Raw genomic sequence first — 18,015 nt, 5'->3', positions numbered from 1 at the left:
CGCGTTCCCGGCGTTCGGCGAACCACCGGAACGGACCTGCCACCTCGCCAACCGTCCCTTACATGTCTGCGACCGGAAGGTCAGCTGTTGGCGGCCTTGTTCTGCGCGGTCTGCTCGATGGGCGGCGCGACCTGCGGCTGTTGCACGGGCTGCACGGGCTGCTGGACCGGGGGCTGCGCCGGCGGGAGCTGCTGCACCGGCGGCTGCGCGGGCTGCTGGACGGTCGCGTCGTCGGACGCGTCCTGGTCGCGCAGGCCCTTGGTCTCGGCCTTGAAGATCTTCGCCGACCTGCCGAGCGACCGGGCCATGTCAGGAAGCTTCTTCGCACCGAACAGCAAGATGATCACCACGGCGATGATGATCAGCTCGGTGGGTCCGAGGTTAGGCATTGCTGGTCCTCCTGTCTGCCCCGCGACGTCGATCGTACGCGGGGTTTGCCCTGGTGCGGGCCTGTTCCGAAGACCGCCGACCGGCGATGGCCACCTTCAGCGCGGCACTGCGCGCCTTCAGCAGGCCAGCACGGTCGCCGACCCTGTCCCCCACCAGAGTGCGGGCGCTGGCGAATCGGCGCAAGGATCGGACGACTCGGACCGAGATCGCGACCAGCGCGACCAGGCCGAACGCGCTCAGCGCCAGGGTCGGTGTAGACGGCACGAACACACGTTATACGGCTTAGGTGGACAGCAGGTGATCTGCCCGGCGCAATGCTTCGCGCGCTTGGCGCACCACCTCGGCGGCCAGCTCGGGCGGCTGCTCGACGTGCACGTCACCGCCGAGCCCGAGGAGCAGGCGCACCATCCACGACGAGTCGTCGTAGCGCATGAGGACACGCGTGCGACCGTCCGAGAGCTCCGCCGCGTGGTCGACGGGGTAGTACTCGGCGACCCAGTGCGCGTCCGGTTCGAGGAGGAGGACCGCGATCTTCTGGTCGTCCCGCGGCCGGAACAACCCCTCCGATGTGTCGGTCGGCTGGGCGTGGGGCGGGGGCGAGGAGGGCTCGGCGAGCACCTCCACCGCGTCGATCCGGTCGAGCCGGAACAACCGCACCCCGAGCGCCGAGCGGCACCACGCCTCGAGGTAGCCGCGGCCTTCCAGGAGCAGCAGCCGCATCGGATCGACCACTCGGTCGCTCATCGCGTCGTGCGACTGCGAGTAGTAACGGATCCGCACGGCCCGTTCGCGTTTCACGGCGTCCTGCACGGCGGCGCGGATCTCCGCGGTCTCCTCGCGTTCGAACGCGCCGAGCCCGACCACCATGCCCGCGGGCTGCGCCTTGCCGACCGCCGCCTCGATCTTGGCCAGCGCCCGCTGCACGGCGTCGGTGTCGACCACGCCCGGCGTGTCCGCCAGGGCCCGCAACGCGACCAGCAGCGACGCCGCCTCGGCCGCGGTCAGGCGCAGCGGCCGGTTCATGCCGGCGTCGAACGAGACGGTGATCGTCTCGCCCTCGAACGACAGGTCGATGAGGTCGCCGGGGCCGTAGCCGGGCAGGCCGCACATCCACAGCAGCTCGAGGTCCTTGCGCAGCTGCTTGGGCGTGATGCCGAAGTCGGCGGCGGCCTCCTTGATCGTGATGGCCGGCCGGTTGAGCAGGTACGGCACGAGGGCGAGCAGCCGCGGCAGCCGTTCGTTCGACGCGGTCACCGCGCTCCTTCCAGTGCGCCCTGCAGGCGGTCGCGGACCGACTTGGCCAGCACCTCGGGCTCCAGCACCACGACGTCGGGCCCGAACCCGGCGAGCCACTTGGCCGCCGAGTCGGGGAACTTCAGGTCGATCTCGACGACGTCGCCGCCGTCGCGTTCCTCGATGACCTTCGCGTGCCGCCGCACGCCCTGCGCGCGGTCCTTGGCCACCCAGATCCGCGCGGGCGCCGTGTGGTGCGGGTCGGCCTCCGTGCGCGCGATGAGGCTCATCAGGTCGGTGCCCTCGGGCACCTTCACGACGCCGGGCTTGCCGACCGGCTTGACGGTGCCCACGACGCGCGAGAGCCGGAAGCAGCGGGTGTCGTTGCGGTCGCGGTCCCAGCCGACGAGGTACCACCTGCCGCGCCACGCGACCACGCCCCACGGCTCGACCGTGCGGTCCTTGTGCCCGCCGGGCGGCGGTTTGCGGTAGCCGAACGTCACCACCTGCCCGGCCTGCACGGCCTGCAGCAGCGGCGGGAACGCGGGCTCGTTCGCCCGGACCTTGGGCTCGACGGTGGCCGGCGCGTCCTGGTCGACGTCCACGCCGGCGGCCCGCAGCTTGATCAGCGCGCCGTGCACCGCGCCGGTGAGCTGGGGCGAGTCCCAGAGCCGGGCGGCCAGCGCCACCGCGGCCGCCTCGTCGGGCTCGAGGTCGATGTCGCCGAGCTCGTAGTCGCGCCGGGCGATGCGGTACCCGTCCTCCGCGCCCTCCGCGTTCGACTGCCTGCCGGTCTCCAGCGGCACGCCGAGGTCCCGCAGCTCGGACTTGTCCCGTTCGAACATGCGGAAGAACGCCTCGTCCGTCGGCGCTTCGTGATAGCCGGGGACGATGGCGCGGATGCGCTCCGCTGTCAGGTACTGACGGGTCGACAGCAGGCACAGCACCAGGTTGACAAGGCGTTCGGCGCGTGCGATGGCCACGGGACAAACCCTAACGCTTGCGCGCGCTGGAACCTCACCAACACCTGTCGTCAACGGTCCGTTCAGAGCAGGGAGCGCAGTTCTCGCACCAGCTCGACGGGTGCTTCCTCGGCCATGTGGTGCCCGCAGTCGATGGAACGTACGCGCACGTCGTCGGCCCATTCGGCCCAGATGGCGGGCAGGTCCTCGTACAGGTCGCCGAGGTCGTCCTTGGCCGCCCAGAGCGCCAGCACGGGGCACGTGATCCGGTGTCCCCTGGCGCGGTCCTCGTCGTCGTGGGCGCGGTCGACCTCCAGCCCGGCGCGGTAGTCGCCGCACATCGCGACCACGGTCTCCGGGTCGTGGATCGCGCGCTGGTAGTCGGCCCAGTTCTCCACGCCCATCGCGAGCGGGGTGTCGCGGTAGCGGCCGCCGTACCACTGCTCCGGGTTCTGGTTGATCATCGCGGCGGCGAGGTCCTGCTGCGCCAGGAAGAACCAGTGGTACCAGGCCTGCGCGAACGTCGCGTCGCACCGCTGCAGGTGCGCACCGATCGGCAGCCCGTCGAGGACGGCGAGCGCCGTGACGTGGCCCGGGTGGTCGAGGGCGAGCCGGATCGCCGCGGCCGCTCCGCGGTCGTGCCCGACGACGGCGAACCGGTCGTGCCCGAGCTCGCGCATCAGGTTCACGAAGTCGCGCGCCATGGCTCGTTTCGAGTAGTCGCCAGGTTTGCTGGACTCGCCGTAACCACGTAGATCAGGGCATACGACCGTGTGGTCGTCCGCCAGCAACGGCGCGACGCGGTGCCACGTCGTATGGGTCCGAGGGTGGCCGTGAAGCAGGAGGACCGGTGGCCCTGCTCCACCGGTCCTCACCCGCAACACGGCCTCGCCGACATCGATGCGACGCAACGAGAATCCCTCGAACACACCGGATGACTACCCGGGCTGACGGCGGCGAAAACTAGGTGCGGCCGACGCGGCCCTTCTCCCCCGCCGCCCAGCAGGTGGAGCCGGCGCAGTCGACGGTGTCGAAGCTGCCGGTGTCGGCCACCTCCCAGCTCCTGCCGTCCCCGCTGGTGTCCGTGCCCGACGGCCCGACCGCCACCAGCCCGTTGCCCCGGTAGGCGATGCCCGACCGGTAGCCGACCGGCGCCCGCGCTCCGGCCTTCCAGCCGCGCCCGTCGGTGGTCGCGAACGCCGGCGTCGGATCGGTCGGCTTGAGGTAGTCGCCGCCGATCGCCACGCCCCGCCACGGCGTCTTGAACGCCACCGCGAACACCCCGGCCGCCGCGCCGCTGGGCAGCGGCACCTCGGAGGCCGTCCAGCTCCGGCCGCCGTCGCGCGACTGGAGCACCCGTGCCTTCGCGCCGCCGCCGGTCCCGATCCACGCGTGGTTGCCGCTCGTCGTGACGCACTGCCCGGACGCCGCGAAGGCGAACTCGCCCGGCAGCGCGTCCGGCATGCCCTTCGGGTCGTCGACGTGCCACGACCGGCCGCCGTCCCAGGTCCGCAGGACGCGGAACCTGCCGTCGACGGGGTCGCTCAGCGCCAGCCCGCGGAAGGGGTCGAAGAACGCCACGCAGTCGTAGAACGCCTTCGGGTCGGTGTTGCGGAACGCCTCCTGCCAGGTCTTCCCGCCGTCGGAGGTGCGGTAGATCCGCGACGACTCGCCCTCGCCGATCGACAGCGCCACCGCGGTGCGCGCGTCGAAGGCCTCGATGTCGCGGAAGTCCAGCGCCCCGGCGCCGGGCGGCCCGACGGACTCCCAGGTCCGGCCGGCGTTCGTCGTGCGCAGGACGGTGCCCTGCGCGCCGCTGACCCACACAACCTGACCGGACACGGCGGACAGGCCGCGCAGGCGCGCGTCGGACCCGGTCGGTTTCAGCTCCCAGAAGGAGTCCGCCGAGGCGACTCCGGGGAGAACCAGGAATGCGGCGAGTACCGCCGCGACGATCCTCATGCCGACACTCTGGTCGAAGCGGTGACCCGTTCCCACCCGCCGATCGGCCGGACACGGCCCGCGGCAGTGGCCTCCGACGACCGGGCGGGCGGGACCGGAGTCCCGCCCGCCCGCGTCCGGCAGCCCCTACAGCGACGAGATGAGCCTCTCGACCCGCTCGTCCACGGCCCGGAACGGGTCCTTGCACAGCACCGTGCGCTGCGCCTGGTCGTTCAGCTTCAGGTGCACCCAGTCGACGGTGAAGTCGCGACCGGCGGCCTGCGCGGCGGCGATGAAGTCACCGCGCAGCTTCGCCCGCGTGGTCTGCGGCGGGGTGTCCTTGGCGGCCTCGATCTCGCCGTCGTCGGTCACGCGCTCGACCTGGCCCTTGCGCTGCAGCAGGTCGAACACGCCGCGGCCGCGCCGGATGTCGTGGTAGGCGAGGTCGAGCTGGGCGATGCGCGGGTTGGACAGGTCCATGTCGTGCTTGGCCATGTACCGCTCCATGAGGCGGTTCTTGATGGCCCAGTCGATCTCGCGATCGATCTTCGACAGGTCCTGCGACTCGACGGCGTCGAGCGTGCGGCCCCACAGCTCGAGGACGCGCTGCGCCATCGGGTCCGGCGAGCGCTTGGCCACGTGCTCGACGGCCTTCTCGTAGTACTCGCGCTGGATGTCCAGCGCCGAGGCCTCCTTGCCGCCCGCCAGCCGGACGGTGCGGCGGCCGGTGAGGTCGTGCGAGATCTCGCGGATGGCGCGGATCGGGTTGTCCAGGGAGAAGTCGCGGAACTGGACGCCCTGCTCGATCATCTCGAGCACGAGGTTCGCGCTGCCGACCTTGAGCAGCGTGGTGACCTCGGACATGTTCGAGTCGCCGACGATGACGTGCAGGCGCCGGTAGCGCTCGGCGTCGGCGTGCGGCTCGTCGCGGGTGTTGATGATGGGCCGGGACCGGGTGGTCGCGGACGACACGCCCTCCCAGATGTGCTCGGCGCGCTGCGAGAGGCAGTAGACGGCGCCGCGCGGGGTCTGCAGGACCTTGCCCGCTCCGCAGATGAGCTGGCGGGTGACCAGGAACGGCAGCAGCACGTCCGCGATGCGGGAGAACTCGCCGGCCCGTGCGACCAGGTAGTTCTCGTGGCAGCCGTAGGAGTTGCCCGCCGAGTCCGTGTTGTTCTTGAACAGGAAGATGTCGCCGCCGATGCCCTCGTCGGCCAGCCTGCGCTCGGCGTCGACGAGCAGGTCTTCGAGGATCCGCTCGCCGGCCTTGTCGTGCGTGACGAGCTGGGCCAGGTCGTCGCACTCGGCCGTGGCGTACTCCGGGTGAGAGCCGACGTCCAGGTAGAGCCGAGAGCCGTTGCGCAGGAAGACGTTCGAGGAACGCCCCCACGAGACGACCCGGCGGAACAAGTACCGCGCGACCTCGTCCGGGGAGAGACGCCGCTGCCCGTGGAAGGTGCAGGTCACCCCGAACTCTGTCTCAATGCCGAAGATCCGCCGCTGCATACCCCAACAGTAGGCGACTCCCCGGCGGAGGTGGGTGATCCGTTCGGGCGGCACGCCGGTTGCGGTTTAGTGTCGAGGCGTGTGGAAACGCGTCAGCGCTCTCGACAAGAAGCTCATGAGCTCCTCGGCCGAACTGCCTCCGAGCAGGCTCGACACGGGTTTCAAGCGGCTTTCCAAAACCGCCAACCACAGCCTGCTGTGGTTCGTCGTGGCGGCGGTGCTGGCCACGGCGAAGGGCCCGTCCCGGCGGGGCGCCCTGCGCGGCCTCGCGGCCATCGCCGGGGCGTCCGCCGGCGCGAACCTGGTCGGCAAGTCGCTCTTCCCGCGGCGGCGGCCCGCCGCCGACCTGCTCGCCGTGCCGCGGCGGCTCGCCAAGCGCCCGACGTCGTCGTCGTTCCCCTCCGGCCACTCGGCGTCGGCGGCCGCCTTCGCCACGGCGGTGGCCATGGAATCACCCAAGGCGGGCGCGGTGGTGGCGCCGATCGCCGCCGCCGTGGCCTATTCGCGCGTCCACACGGGCGTTCACTGGCCGACTGACGTGGCGGCCGGCGCGGCCGTGGGCGTCGGGGCGGCCCTCCTGACGCGCCGGTGGTGGCCGCTCGGGATGCACGAGCCCGCCTCGGCCTACGAGCACGCCGACCTGACGTCGTTGCAGGACGGCGACGGGCTGGTCGTGGTCGTGAACCCGCAGTCGGGGCTCGGCCCCGACCCGACGCCGCAGATCGTCGAGGAGTGGCCGAAGGCGCAGATCGCCTCGGTCGAGGAACTGGACTCGCTGCCGGACGCCAAGGCGCTGGGGGTGGCCGGTGGCGACGGGACGGTGGCCGCCGTGGCCGCCATCGCGGCGGAGCGCGACCTGCCGATGGTGCTCATCCCCTCCGGCACGCTGAACCACTTCGCGCGCGACGTGGGCATCACGGGGCTGCACGACACAGCTCAGGCGGTGGCGGACGGTGTGGGCGTGCGGGTCGACCTGGCCAAGGTCAACGAGCAGTGGTTCGTGAACACGGCGTCGCTGGGCGGCTACCCGGACATGGTGCGGATCCGCGAGAAGCTGGAGAGGCGCTGGGGCAAGTGGCCGGCGGCCGGGATCGCGCTGTTCCGCGTGCTGCAACGCGCCAAGCCGTTGCACATGACGATCGACGGCGACAGGCAGCTCGTGTGGTTCCTGTTCGTGGGCAACGGCCCGTACCGGCCGAAGGGGTTCGCGCCGACGATGCGCCCGCGGCTCGACGACGGGCTGCTCGACGTGCGGTACGTGCGCGCCGACAGGCCGTTCTCGCGGACCCGGTTCTTCATAGGCGCCCTCTTCGGGGCGCTGGAGCGCTCGCGGACGTACAAGCACCTCGAGGTCGCCTCGCTCAACGTCGAGGTGCACGGCGCGCCCATCTCGATCGCGACGGACGGGGAGGTGCGCGGCAGGAGCACGCACTTCGCCTTCCGGTCGCGGGCGGCGGCGCTGGGCATCTACCGGCCCTGATCCTTCCGTCGTTCGACATTGTCGAACGAGCGCAGGTAGAATGGGGTGCGTGCCCGGACCCATCCAGTCGATCCACCGCGCGGCGGAGGTCCTGAAGCTGCTCGCGCACGGCGGCGCGCACCAGCTGAGCGTCGGTGAGATCGCCCGCGCGCTCGACCTGGCGAAGCCGACGGTGCACGGCATCCTGCGGACGTTGCAGGAGGTCGGGTTCGTCGAGCAGGAGGTGGAGGGCGGCAAGTACCGCCTGGGCGCCGCGCTGTTCCAGATCGGCACCTCCTACCTCGACGGCAACGAGCTGCGCGCGAAGGCGCTGAACTGGTCGGACTCGCTGGCGATGCGTGCCCGCGAAGCCGTGCGCATCGGTGTGATGCACGGCAGGCACGTGCTCGTCGTGCACCACGTGTTCCGGCCGGACAACAGCAGGCAGGCCCTGGAGACCGGCGCGCTGCTGCCGTGGCACGCGACGGCGCTGGGCAAGGTGCTGGTCGCGTTCGGCGAGTGGCCCGACGGCGAGCTGCGGGCGTTCACCCGGCACACGCTCGACGCCGCGGCACTGGCCGCCGCCGTCGACGAGGTCCGCGACCGCGACTGGGCCTACGACCTGCACGAACTGGTCGAGGGCGAGGCGTCCGTCGCGGCGCCGATCCGCGACCGGCGTGGCGTTGTGGTGGGCGCGGTGGGCATCTCCGGACCGGTCGAGCGGCTGTGCGAGTCGCCGGACCGGCCGCCGCGGCTTGAACTCGTGTCCTACGTACGTGAGGCAGCTCGCAGCGTTTCGAGGGAGCTGGGCGGCCTCTCCTGGTAGTAGTGTTGAAGCGTTCGACATTGTCGAATGGACAGGGTCGGACGGTTCGCACGAAGGAGTGTGCACGGTGGCCTACATCGCGGCGATCGACCAGGGCACGACGTCGTCCCGGTGCATCGTGTTCGACGCCTCCGGCGGGATCGTGTCGGTCGCCCAGCGCGAACACCGGCAGATCTTCCCCAGGCCGGGCCTGGTGGAGCACGACGCGACCGAGATCTGGGCGAACGTGCGGGCCGTCGTGCGCGACGCCCTCGCCCAGGCGTCCCTGAGCCACGCCGACATCGCCGCGTTCGGCATCACGAACCAGCGCGAGACCACCGTCGTCTGGGACCGCGAGACCGGCGAGCCCGTGCACAACGCGATCGTCTGGCAGGACATGCGCACGGACGCGTTGATCAAGCAGCTCGACGGGGACCTGTTCCGCGAGCGGTCGGGGCTGCCGCCCGCGACGTACTTCTCCGGCCCGAAGCTGCGCTGGCTGCTCGACCACGTCGACGGGCTGCGGGCCAGGGCGGAGCGCGGCGAGGTCCTGTTCGGCACCATGGACACCTGGCTGATCTGGAACCTCACCGGCCGCCACGTCACCGACGTGACGAACGCGTCGCGCACCATGCTGATGAACCTGGAGACCCTCGACTGGGACCCCGAGCTGGTGGCCGCGATGGGCGTACCGCCGGCGGTGCTGCCCGAGATCCGGTCCTCCGCCGAGGTCTACGGCACCCACGAGGGCGTGCCCGTCGCGTCGGCGCTGGGCGACCAGCAGGCGGCGCTGTTCGGGCAGACCTGCTTCGCGCCGGGCGAGGGCAAGTGCACCTACGGCACCGGCGCGTTCCTGCTGGTCAACACCGGCGACCAGCCGGTGCGGTCGGCCAACGGGCTGCTGACCACCGTCGCCTACCGCATCGGCGAGGAGCCCGCCGCGTACGCGCTGGAGGGCGCGATCGCCGTGACGGGCGCGCTGGTGCAGTGGTTCCGCGACAAGGTCGGGCTGATCTCGTCGGCGGCCGAGATCGAGACGCTGGCCCGCACGGTCGACGACAACGGCGGCGCGTACTTCGTGCCCGCGTTCTCCGGCCTCTTCGCGCCGCACTGGCGCAGCGACGCCCGCGGCGTGATCGCCGGCCTGACTGGCTACATCTCGCGCGGACACCTCGCACGGGCCGTGCTGGAGGCATCGGCCTGGCAGACCCGTGAGGTCGTGGACGCGATGAACGCCGACTCCGGCGTGGACCTCACGACGTTGCGGGTCGACGGTGGCATGACGGCGAACAACCTGCTCATGCAGTTCCTGGCGGACGTGCTCGACGTGCCGGTGGTGCGCCCGATCGTGGCCGAGACGACGTGCCTCGGCGCGGCGTACGCGGCCGGACTGGCGGTGGGCTACTGGCCGTCGGCCGAAGCCCTGAAAGCGAACTGGCACAAGGCGGCCGAATGGGAGCCGTCGATGGAACCGGCCGCCCGCGACAGGGGCTACCGGAAGTGGAAGAAGGCGGTCGAGCGGACCGTCGGGTGGATGGACGAGGACGATGACTGACCTTTCTCCTGGCCTTTCCGGCCTTTCCCAGCGGGCACGCGCCCGCGAAGAGCTGCAGCACGGCAAGTTCGACGTCGTCGTGATCGGTGGCGGCATCCTGGGCATCGCGACCACGTGGGCCGCGGCGCGCTCGGGGCTGCGGGTCGCGCTGGTGGAGAGCGGTGACTTCGCGGGCGCCACCTCGTCCGCGTCGTCCAAGCTCGTGCACGGCGGCCTGCGCTACCTCGCGATGGGCCCGTCGGCCGTGCCGATGGTGCACGAGAACCACAAGGAACGGCGCGCGCTGGGCGACCGCCTGGCCCCGCACCTGGTGCGCCCGCTGCCGTTCCTCGTCCCCGTCTACAAGGGGGGCCCGCACTCGCGCTTCGTGCTCGGGGCGGGCGTGACGCTGTACTCCGCGCTGTCGGGCTTCGGCGACGGCGTCGGGAAGGTGCTGTCGGCGCGCAGGGCTGTGGAGTGGGTGCCTGACCTGCGCGCCGACGGTTTGCGCGGTGCCGCGATGTACTACGACCACCAGATGAACGACAGCCGCGTGGCGATCACCGCCGCACGCGCCGCCGCCGAGGCCGGTGCCGTGCTGCTCAACCACATCTCGGTCGTGGGCCTGCGCAAGACCGGCGCCAAGGTCACCGGCGTCGACCTGCGCGACTCGTCGGGCGAGTTCGGTGTGGACGCGAAGGTCGTCGTGAACGCGACCGGCCCGTGGCTCGACGTGCTGCGGCGGATGGAGGACGCCTCGGCGGCACCTTCCATCCGATTGTCCAAGGGCTCGCACCTGGTGCTGCGGACGTCGTCGGAGTGGAAGGCCGCGCTGACCATCCCGGTGGACGACGTGCGCGTGTCGTTCGCGATCCCGTGGGAGGGCCACCTCCTGCTCGGCACCACCGACGAGGCGTACGAGGGCGATCCCGCCCAGGTCGCCTGCACCGACGCCGACGTGGACCAGATCCTGGGCGAGGCGGGCGTCGCGGTCTCCGGCCTGGACCGCTCCCGCATCGCCTACACGTTCGCGGGCCTGCGGGTCCTGCCCGGCGGCCCCGGCGACACCTCGCACGCCAAGCGCGAGACGGTGATCACCGCGGGCTCCGGCGGCATGATCAGCGTGGCCGGCGGCAAGTGGACGACGTTCCGCAAGATCGGCGCCACCGTGCTCGCCCGCGTGAACTCCGAACTCGGCCGCACCTTCGACGGCGCGCTCGACGGCGTCGCGCTGCCCGGCTCCGCCTCCCCCGACACCGTGGGCTCCGTGCTGGGCCACGCCTGGGACACCCTGCCCGACGACGTGGTGCGCCACCTGGCCACGCACTACGGCACGACGTCGCACGAGGTCGTCGCACTCGGCCTGGAGAACCCGGCCCTGCTGGAGCGGGTGCACCCGGACGGCCCGGACATCTGGGCGCAGGTCGAGCACGCCCGCCGCACCGAGTGGGCGTCCGAGGTGGACGACGTCCTGCGCCGCCGCACCACCGTGATGGTGCGCGGCCTCGACTCCCCCGAGGTCCGGTCGCGGGTGTCGGAGCTGCTCGCCTCCTGACGCGGTCGCGCGTTCCACGAGGTGCCCGACGAGCTCGGGTGCCGCGTGGAACGCGCCGCGGCAGCGAGCGGCTTCCCCACGGCCCGCCTTCCCCACGGCCCGCCTTCCCCACGGCTCAGCGCCCCCACACGCCAGCTTCCCCTTGGCCCAGCGCCTCCGCCGCGGCCCAACCTCCTCAACGTCCAGCCTCCCCGCAGCACGGCTCCCCCCCGGTCCGACTACCCCAGACCGGCTCCCGCCGACCGGCTCCCCGCAGCTCGGCCCCATCAGCACGCCTTCAGGCGAGCACGCGGACCATCCGGCGGCACACCTGCACGCGCTCGAACCGGTGCCGCATCTCGGTCTCCCGCTCGACCCTGGCGTGCAGCACCGCCGCCACCGGCTCCAGTCCGTGCTTCACGCTCAGCACGGTGCCCACCTCCTCCGCGGAGGCGTGGATTCGCAGGTACTGCTCGGCCTCCACGAACCCGTGGCGCGCGAACCACGCCAACGCCGGTTCGTCATCGCGAACCCACGCGTCGACCGTGTGCACGCCGCATCGCTCCAGCCGTTGCAGCGCTTGGCCGAGCAAGGCCGACGCGATACCGCGCCGCCGGTGGTCCGGGTGCACGACCGCCACGTCGATGGTGGCCTCGGCACCGGGCACGGCCACGTCCAGCAAGCCGATGACCACGTTGTCGCCGGCGGCGACGAGCTCCAGGTCGGTGCGAACCTTGAATTGCCGGGCCTCGTCGCCGTGGCTCGTGTCCAGCAACCCCAGGGCGCGGCAGCGCAGCCACGACGGCTCGTCCGCCGTCTCGTAGTCCCTGACCTCCACCGGCCGACCGGACTCCGGCGGTGCGTCCCGGACCACGGGCCCGGCGGCCCCCAGCAAGCGCAGTCCCCCTGCTCGACCCCGCACGGCGTCGACCACGTCTTCCCCCAAACCGCAGTGAGCCGGACGTCTCCGGCACCTCCCAGGGTTCCCGATGGCGGCCTGGCCCGCACGCCGGTTTCCGCATCACCGTTTGCCAGGAACATACTCGGTATGCATACTCAGTAGGTATGTCGGTCAAACACGGTCTGCTCGCGCTGCTGGAGCGCGGGCCCATGTACGGCTACCAGCTCCGGGCGGCGTTCGACTCGGCCACCGGCGGCACGTGGCCGTTGAACATCGGGCAGGTCTACACGACGCTGGCGCGCCTGGAGCGCGACGACCTCGTGGCCGCGCTGCCCGAGAACGAGGGCCAGCGCCCCTACGAGATCACCGCGCACGGCCGCGACGAGCTGAAGAAGTGGTTCACCACCCCGGTCCAGCGCGGCGACCGGCCGCGCGACGAGGTGGCGATCAAACTCGCCCTCGCGATCACCACGCCGGGCGTCGACGTCGCCAAGGTCGTGATGACGCAGCGCACGTCCACGATGCGCACGCTGCAGGAGTACACGCGGCTCAAGGCGCAGCCGGGCGACCTGCCGTGGCTGCTCGTGCTCGACGCGATGATCTTCCAGGCCGAGGCCGAGCTGCGCTGGCTCGACCACTGCGAGGCGAGCCTCGTCCGGTACGAACCCCAGGCCGTCCCCGTCCCGGCGGATGTCGAGGTGCCGCGATGACCGTCCTCGAAGTGCGCGACGTGCACCGCGTCCACGGCACCGGCGCGACCTCGGTCACCGCCCTCGACGGCATCTCGCTCACCGTCGGCGCCGGTGAGCTCGTCGCGGTGATGGGCCCGTCCGGCTCCGGCAAGTCGACGTTGCTCAACCTCGCTGGCGGCCTCGACAGCCCGACGCGGGGCCAGGTGCTCGTCGACGGCACCAGCCTGCAGTCGTTGTCCCGCAAGCAGCTCGCGGCGTGGCGCCGCAAGCGGATCGGGTACGTCTTCCAGGACCTCAACCTGATCGCGAGCCTCACCGCCGCCGAGAACGTGGCGCTCCCCCTCGACCTCGACGGTGTCCGCGGCTCGCGCCGGCAGGCCGAGGAGGCGCTGACCGAGGTGGGCCTCGACGGCTACGCGGACCGGTTCCCCGACGAGATGTCCGGCGGCCAGCAGCAACGCGTCGCCGTCGCCCGCGCCCTGATCGGCGAGCGCCGCCTCGTCCTCGCCGACGAACCGACCGGCGCGCTCGACTCCCGCACCGGCGAGGCGGTCCTGCGCCTGCTGAGGTCCAAAGTGGACGATGGAGCCGCCGCCGTCCTCGTCACGCACGACGCCCGGCACGCCGCCTGGGCCGACCGGGTCGTCTTCCTGCGCGACGGTGTCGTGGCCGACGTGTCCGAGCGCGACCAGCCAGAAGAACTGCTGAGCACGCCGTGAACGGATGGCGCGCAGCACTGCGCATCGCCTGGCGCGAGGCCCGCCGCTCCCGCGGCCGCTCCGCCCTCGTCGTCGCCATGATCCTCATCCCCGTCGCCGCGCTGACGTTCGCTGCGGTGGTTCACGACTCGACCGAGCTGACCCCCGACGAGGACGCCACCCGTCTCATGGGCGCGAGCGAGGCGATGGTGAGGTGGCCGCACCGCGGCCCCGTCATCCAGCAGCCCGACCAGCTCTTCGCCGTCCCGGACGGTGAGAGCACGGGCCCGGAACCGTCCGAGGACGGCCTGAGGGCCCTCCTGCCCGGCGCCGAGCTGATCCCGCTGGAGAGCACCGGGGTCAACATCCGCACGACCGCGGGCGTAGGGCGTGCGGGCGTGCGCATGGTCGACATGACCAACCCCCTGACCCAGGGCATCGTCACCGTCCTCGAGGGCCGCGCGGCCACCGGCACCACCGAAGTAGCTCTGTCGCGCACGGCGATGGACCGCACGGGTGCGCGGATCGGCGGCACGATCACCACCGAGGACGGCCGGGTCTTCACCGTCGTCGGACTCGTCGAGGAGCCCGGCGCGCTGGAGAACACCACGATCGTCACCGTGCCGGGCGCGTTCCCCGGCGCCGACCGGATCTGGCTCGTGACCACCCCGCTGAACTGGGCGGAGGTCAAGGAGCTCAACAAGTCCGGCGTCGTCGCCCTGTCCCGCGCGGTGCTGCGCGACCCGCCGTCCGCCGCCGAGCGCTACACCCAGCTCGGCGAGTCCGAAGAGCTGCGCACCGAGGTCCTGGTGCTCATCGCGGGCCTCGCGGTCCTGGAGGTGGCGCTGCTGGCCGGTTCCGCGCTCGCCGTCGGCGCCCGCCGCCGCAAGCGCGACCTCGCCCTCGTCGCCGCGGTGGGCGGCGCCCCGTCCCACGTGCGCCGCATCGTCCTGGCCGACGGCGTGGTGCTCGGCGCGGTCGCGGCTCTCGGCGGCGTGGCACTCGGCACGCTCGCCGCGGTCGCCGGCCGCCCCGTGATCGAGTGGGCTCTCGAGGAACGCTTCGGCGCCCAGCGCTTCTACCCGGAAGCCCTGGCCGCGCTGGGGTTGCTGGCCGTCGTCACCGGTGTGCTCGCGGCGGTGGTGCCGGCGTGGATCTCCGCCCGCCAGGACGTCGTGACGGCCCTGGCCGGCCGCAGGGGCATCACCCGCTCCCGCCGGCGCTGGCTCGTCCTCGGCCTGGCCCTCGTCGCGGCCGGTGTGGCGATCGGCGCCTTCAGCGCGCTCCAGGTGGAGGTCGTCGGCATCCTCGTGGCCCTGATCGTCACGGAGGTGGGCCTCGTCCTGTGCACCCCGGCCCTGCTCGGCCTGCTGGCGCGCGCGGGCCGCCGGCTCCCGGTGGCCCTGCGCATGGCCCTGCGCGACGCCTCCCGCAACCGCACGGCGGCGGCCCCCGCCATCTCGGCCGTGATGGCGGCGGTGATCGGCGCGGTCGCGGTGAGCGTCGTGCTGACCTCCCAGGCGGAACAGGCCGCGGGCCAGCTCGCGGGCAGCATCGGCGACGTGTCGGTGTACCCCCGGGACGACCTCGCGAAGGCGGGCACGACCGCGATCCCGCCCTCGGTGGCGACGGCCGTGCGCGACACCATGCCGACAGCCGAGCTCCACGAGATCAAGCTGCTCTCGTGCGACGGCCGCGCCTGCATGGCCCACGTCCGCCCACCGGCGGCCCGCCAGTGCCCGTACTCGTTGGACGTCCTGCGCCGGGAACCCACCGAAGCCGAGGAACGAGCCGCCCTCCAGGACCGCCGCTGCGACGGCGAAGGCCGGGCCCACCGCTACTTCGGCGCCTTCACCACCACGACCGGCTTCCTGGCCGTCACCACCCCCGACGCCGTGGGCACGCTCCTCCGCCTCTCCCCGGCCGACGCGGCCCAGGCGCAGACCGCCATGCGGGAGGGCAAGGTCGTCGTCAACACCCCGGACCGCCTGGAGAACGGCACAGCCCTGATCGCCACCCGGATGCAGTCCGCGACGACCACCGCACCCGCCCACGCCGTCCCGGCCGCCACGGCCCCACTGGCGCTGATGACGGAGGACACCGCCCGCGCCCTGGGCTTCCCGGTCACGAGCTTCACCCTGTACGCCAAGACAACCCGCATGCCCACCACAGCCGAACAGGACGCGCTGACCGCGGCCCTGGGAGGCGAGTACGAGGTCCACGTGGACCGCCCGACCGAGACGGCGACCCAGCGCTACCTGGGCGTCCTCGCCCTGGTGGCCGGCCTCATCACCCTGGCGGCGGCAGCACTGGCCACCGGCCTCGCGGCCGCCGACGGCCGCCGCGACCTCACCACCCTCGCCGCGGTGGGCGCCACCCCGGCCCTGCGCAAACTCCTGTCGCTGAGCCAAGCGGGCGTGATCGCCGGCATCGGCGGCGTCCTCGGCACCACGGCAGGCGTTGGCTCGGCCCTGGCCCTGCTGGCCGCGTTCAACGTCGGCTACGCCTCCCGCTGGCCCCAGCAGCCCCTCAACCCGCTGACCATCCCCTGGCCCAACGTCCTGACGTCACTGCTGGTGGTTCCGGCGGTCGCGATGCTCGGCGCGGCCCTTTTCACCCGTTCCCGCCTCCCGGTGGAGCGGCGCGAATAGGCTGCCGCCATGACCACCTTCGCCATCGCGCACGGAGGGGGCGACGTCGGCTGGTCGTGGCACCTCGTGGTGCAGGCCCTGCGGGCCAAGGGCCACACCGCCGTCGCCCCCGACCTCCCCATCGAGGACGAGTCGAAAGACCTGGAGGACTGGGCGTCGACCCTGGTCGACGCCCTCCCGTCCACTTCGGACGTGGTGGTGGTCGGCCACTCGTTCGGCGGCTTCACCGCCCCTCTGGTCGCCGACCGCATCAACGCCTCGGCCCTGGTCCTGGTGACGGCGATGGTGCCGGCCCCCGGCGAGGCACCCGGCGACTGGTGGGCCAACGCGGGCTACGAGGACGCGGGCCTGGAGAACTCGTTCTGGCACGACGTGCCCGCGGACCTGGCAGCGGAAGCGCAGCAGCGGGGCCGTGGCATGTCGGAGAACGCGATGGCGAAGCCGTGGCCCCTGCCGGCGATGCCCGACCTGCCAACGCACTTCATCCTGTGCACAGAGGACCGCTTCTTCGTGCCGTCGTTCATGCGGAGGATGCTGGCGGACCGCCTACCCGGGGTGGAGCCGGTGGAACTGGCCGCCGGGCACTGCGCACAACTGAGCAAGCCGGAGGAACTGGCGGACCTGCTGGCGAAGTACGCCACCTGACCAACCGCGACGGCGAAGCCGAGCCCAACCGCGATGCCGCAGGCGAGCCGTCCGGAGCGCAGCTCCGCCAACGCAACCACCACAGCGACAGCAAGCCGCCCACGGCAACAGGCGTGCCGTCAACCCGCGAACGGCGCTGGCCCCCGGATCAGATTGCCGGGGGTCTGGGGGCAGCGCCCCAGGAAAAGCACGCACCAGCAAGCCACTGAAGCACAAGGCCCCCGGCACAAGCCGAGGGCCTCGAACCAACCGCGAACCTACTTGGACTCCTCCTCAGGAGAAGCCCCAGGCAGCTCGACATCCTCCACAGCCTTGCCGTCCTTCGTAGGCGCAGGCAGAAGAGAATCAAGAGCAGCCCCGGCGATCCGCCGGAACGCCCGCCGAGGCCGGGCCCGCTCCAGCACGGCGACCTCCAGCTTGGCGGCCGGGAGCAGCTCGGTGGATCCACTGCCGGTGGACGACGACCCGGCGGACAGGGCCTTCACCGCGACGGGAACGGCCTCGGCCAACGACAAGCCGTCGGCGAAGGACTCCTTCAGCGCGGTGTTGGCGGCGTCCACGGTGCCGCCCATCACGATGTACTGCGGTTCGTCCACGATGGACCCGTCGTACGTCAGCCGGTACAGGGTGTCCGACTCGGCGGAGTCGCCGACCTCGGCCACGCAGATCTCCACCTCGAAGGGCTTGATCTGCTCGGTGAAGTAGGTGCCGAGGGTGGTCGCGTAGACGTTCGCGAGGGAGCGGGACGTGACGTCGCGCGGGTCGTTCTGGTAGCCGCGGACGTCGGCGAACCGGATTCCCGCCTGCCGGAGGTTCTCGAACTCGCTGTAGCGGCCGACGGCGGCGAAGCCGATGCGGTCGTAGATCTCCGAGACCTTGTGCAGCGTGCTGGAGGGGTTCTCCGCGACGAACAGAATGCCGTCCGCGTACTTCAGCACGATGACGCTGCGACCCCTGGCGATGCCCTTGCGGGCGTACTCCGAGCGGTCGCGCATCACCTGCTCTGCCGATGCGTACAGCGGCATCGTCATGGGTGGTGCTCCTGACGTCGAACCGGTGGGGGA

Annotated in this window: 17 protein-coding genes; 8 read left to right on the top strand and 9 right to left on the bottom strand. The window is 72.0% G+C overall.

Going from position 1 to position 18,015, the window contains the following annotated elements; genetic code table 11:
* Positions 1 to 80: 80 nt before the first annotated feature.
* The 7 genes from tatA to pafA all read right to left on the bottom strand — a co-directional run bounded on the left by tatA (position 81) and on the right by pafA (position 6,032).
* Entirely contained in the window at positions 81 to 389 is a 309-nt protein-coding gene (gene tatA / locus BMW88_RS26840; RefSeq protein ID WP_089955455.1) for a Sec-independent protein translocase subunit TatA, read from the bottom strand.
* On the bottom strand, positions 382 to 654 hold the full coding sequence (locus BMW88_RS26835) for a bacteriophage holin (RefSeq protein ID WP_177221355.1): 273 nt from the start codon (positions 652 to 654) through the stop codon (positions 382 to 384). Before BMW88_RS26835 ends, tatA begins: the two co-directional genes overlap by 8 nt.
* Positions 655 to 672: 18 nt before the next feature.
* Entirely contained in the window at positions 673 to 1,644 is a 972-nt protein-coding gene (locus BMW88_RS26830) for a helix-turn-helix transcriptional regulator (RefSeq protein ID WP_089955453.1), read from the bottom strand.
* Entirely contained in the window at positions 1,641 to 2,606 is a 966-nt protein-coding gene (locus BMW88_RS26825) for a helix-turn-helix transcriptional regulator (RefSeq protein ID WP_089955451.1), read from the bottom strand. Before BMW88_RS26825 ends, BMW88_RS26830 begins: the two co-directional genes overlap by 4 nt.
* Positions 2,607 to 2,668: 62 nt before the next feature.
* On the bottom strand, positions 2,669 to 3,460 hold the full coding sequence (locus BMW88_RS26820) for an alpha/beta fold hydrolase (protein WP_342715242.1): 792 nt from the start codon (positions 3,458 to 3,460) through the stop codon (positions 2,669 to 2,671).
* 88 nt (positions 3,461 to 3,548) lie between these two features.
* Entirely contained in the window at positions 3,549 to 4,547 is a 999-nt protein-coding gene (locus BMW88_RS26815) for a WD40/YVTN/BNR-like repeat-containing protein (RefSeq protein WP_089955726.1), read from the bottom strand.
* A gap of 126 nt (positions 4,548 to 4,673) precedes the next feature.
* Entirely contained in the window at positions 4,674 to 6,032 is a 1,359-nt protein-coding gene (gene pafA / locus BMW88_RS26810; protein ID WP_089955448.1) for a Pup--protein ligase, read from the bottom strand.
* 115 nt (positions 6,033 to 6,147) lie between these two features.
* Here pafA and BMW88_RS26805 point away from each other — a divergent pair, with 115 nt between their 5' ends.
* The 4 genes from BMW88_RS26805 (at position 6,148) to BMW88_RS26790 (ending at position 11,385) form a co-directional block, all read left to right on the top strand.
* On the top strand, positions 6,148 to 7,512 hold the full coding sequence (locus BMW88_RS26805) for a bifunctional phosphatase PAP2/diacylglycerol kinase family protein (protein WP_089955723.1): 1,365 nt from the start codon (positions 6,148 to 6,150) through the stop codon (positions 7,510 to 7,512).
* A gap of 49 nt (positions 7,513 to 7,561) precedes the next feature.
* On the top strand, positions 7,562 to 8,317 hold the full coding sequence (locus tag BMW88_RS26800; protein WP_089955720.1) for an IclR family transcriptional regulator: 756 nt from the start codon (positions 7,562 to 7,564) through the stop codon (positions 8,315 to 8,317).
* A gap of 67 nt (positions 8,318 to 8,384) precedes the next feature.
* The gene (glpK, locus tag BMW88_RS26795; RefSeq protein ID WP_089955445.1) at positions 8,385 to 9,851 is read left to right on the top strand and encodes a glycerol kinase GlpK; all 1,467 of its coding nucleotides are present in this window, start codon (positions 8,385 to 8,387) and stop codon (positions 9,849 to 9,851) included.
* Positions 9,844 to 11,385 carry a glycerol-3-phosphate dehydrogenase/oxidase gene (locus BMW88_RS26790; RefSeq protein ID WP_089955444.1) on the top strand — a complete coding sequence of 514 codons (1,542 nt, stop codon included), beginning with the start codon at positions 9,844 to 9,846 and terminating at the stop codon, positions 11,383 to 11,385. Before glpK ends, BMW88_RS26790 begins: the two co-directional genes overlap by 8 nt.
* A 277-nt stretch (positions 11,386 to 11,662) precedes the next feature.
* On the opposite strand, the gene BMW88_RS26785 is transcribed toward BMW88_RS26790, so the two are convergent.
* Positions 11,663 to 12,202, bottom strand: a complete 540-nt coding sequence (locus tag BMW88_RS26785) for a GNAT family N-acetyltransferase (protein WP_177221353.1) — start codon at positions 12,200 to 12,202, stop codon at positions 11,663 to 11,665.
* 227 nt (positions 12,203 to 12,429) lie between these two features.
* Between BMW88_RS26785 and BMW88_RS26780 the strand changes: the two genes are divergently transcribed.
* From BMW88_RS26780 to BMW88_RS26765, 4 genes are read left to right on the top strand one after another with little or no spacing between them, the layout of a single operon-like run.
* Positions 12,430 to 12,975 carry a PadR family transcriptional regulator gene (locus BMW88_RS26780; RefSeq protein ID WP_089955439.1) on the top strand — a complete coding sequence of 182 codons (546 nt, stop codon included), beginning with the start codon at positions 12,430 to 12,432 and terminating at the stop codon, positions 12,973 to 12,975.
* Positions 12,972 to 13,676 (top strand): ABC transporter ATP-binding protein, encoded by a 705-nt coding sequence (locus BMW88_RS26775; RefSeq protein WP_089955436.1) that lies wholly within the window; start codon positions 12,972 to 12,974, stop codon positions 13,674 to 13,676. The genes BMW88_RS26780 and BMW88_RS26775 overlap by 4 nt, the downstream gene beginning before the upstream one ends.
* Positions 13,673 to 16,306, top strand: a complete 2,634-nt coding sequence (locus BMW88_RS26770) for an FtsX-like permease family protein (RefSeq protein WP_089955435.1) — start codon at positions 13,673 to 13,675, stop codon at positions 16,304 to 16,306. Before BMW88_RS26775 ends, BMW88_RS26770 begins: the two co-directional genes overlap by 4 nt.
* A 9-nt stretch (positions 16,307 to 16,315) precedes the next feature.
* A complete protein-coding gene (locus BMW88_RS26765; protein ID WP_089955432.1) occupies positions 16,316 to 16,951 on the top strand; it encodes an alpha/beta fold hydrolase in 636 nt (211 codons plus the stop codon).
* A 257-nt stretch (positions 16,952 to 17,208) separates the two neighbouring features.
* Here the strand turns inward: BMW88_RS26765 and prcA are convergent, their stop codons facing one another.
* Complete coding sequence (prcA, locus tag BMW88_RS26760) at positions 17,209 to 17,982, bottom strand: proteasome subunit alpha (RefSeq protein WP_089955431.1); 774 nt, start codon at positions 17,980 to 17,982, stop codon at positions 17,209 to 17,211.
* Between the last annotated feature and the right edge of the window lie 33 nt (positions 17,983 to 18,015).

It is taken from the genome of Lentzea xinjiangensis (genome assembly GCF_900110955.1).
In the GTDB taxonomy this organism is placed as follows: Bacteria; Actinomycetota; Actinomycetes; order Mycobacteriales; family Pseudonocardiaceae; genus Lentzea; species Lentzea xinjiangensis.
The sequence above is the reverse complement of the archived record's forward strand: the minus strand, read 5'-3'. Positions and strand labels throughout refer to the sequence as shown.

What these genes read in the sequence shown, in the direction of transcription:
- BMW88_RS26775 (WP_089955436.1), top strand. Translation starts at nt 12,972, where the DNA reads ATGACCGTCCTCGAAGTGCGCGACGTGCACCGCGTCCACGGCACCGGC.
- BMW88_RS26780 (WP_089955439.1), top strand. Translation starts at nt 12,430, where the DNA reads ATGTCGGTCAAACACGGTCTGCTCGCGCTGCTGGAGCGCGGGCCCATG.
- pafA (WP_089955448.1), bottom strand. Translation starts at nt 6,032, where the DNA reads ATGCAGCGGCGGATCTTCGGCATTGAGACAGAGTTCGGGGTGACCTGC.
- BMW88_RS26805 (WP_089955723.1), top strand. Translation starts at nt 6,148, where the DNA reads ATGAGCTCCTCGGCCGAACTGCCTCCGAGCAGGCTCGACACGGGTTTC.
- BMW88_RS26815 (WP_089955726.1), bottom strand. Translation starts at nt 4,547, where the DNA reads ATGAGGATCGTCGCGGCGGTACTCGCCGCATTCCTGGTTCTCCCCGGA.
- prcA (WP_089955431.1), bottom strand. Translation starts at nt 17,982, where the DNA reads ATGACGATGCCGCTGTACGCATCGGCAGAGCAGGTGATGCGCGACCGC.
- BMW88_RS26790 (WP_089955444.1), top strand. Translation starts at nt 9,844, where the DNA reads ATGACTGACCTTTCTCCTGGCCTTTCCGGCCTTTCCCAGCGGGCACGC.
- tatA (WP_089955455.1), bottom strand. Translation starts at nt 389, where the DNA reads ATGCCTAACCTCGGACCCACCGAGCTGATCATCATCGCCGTGGTGATC.
- BMW88_RS26765 (WP_089955432.1), top strand. Translation starts at nt 16,316, where the DNA reads ATGACCACCTTCGCCATCGCGCACGGAGGGGGCGACGTCGGCTGGTCG.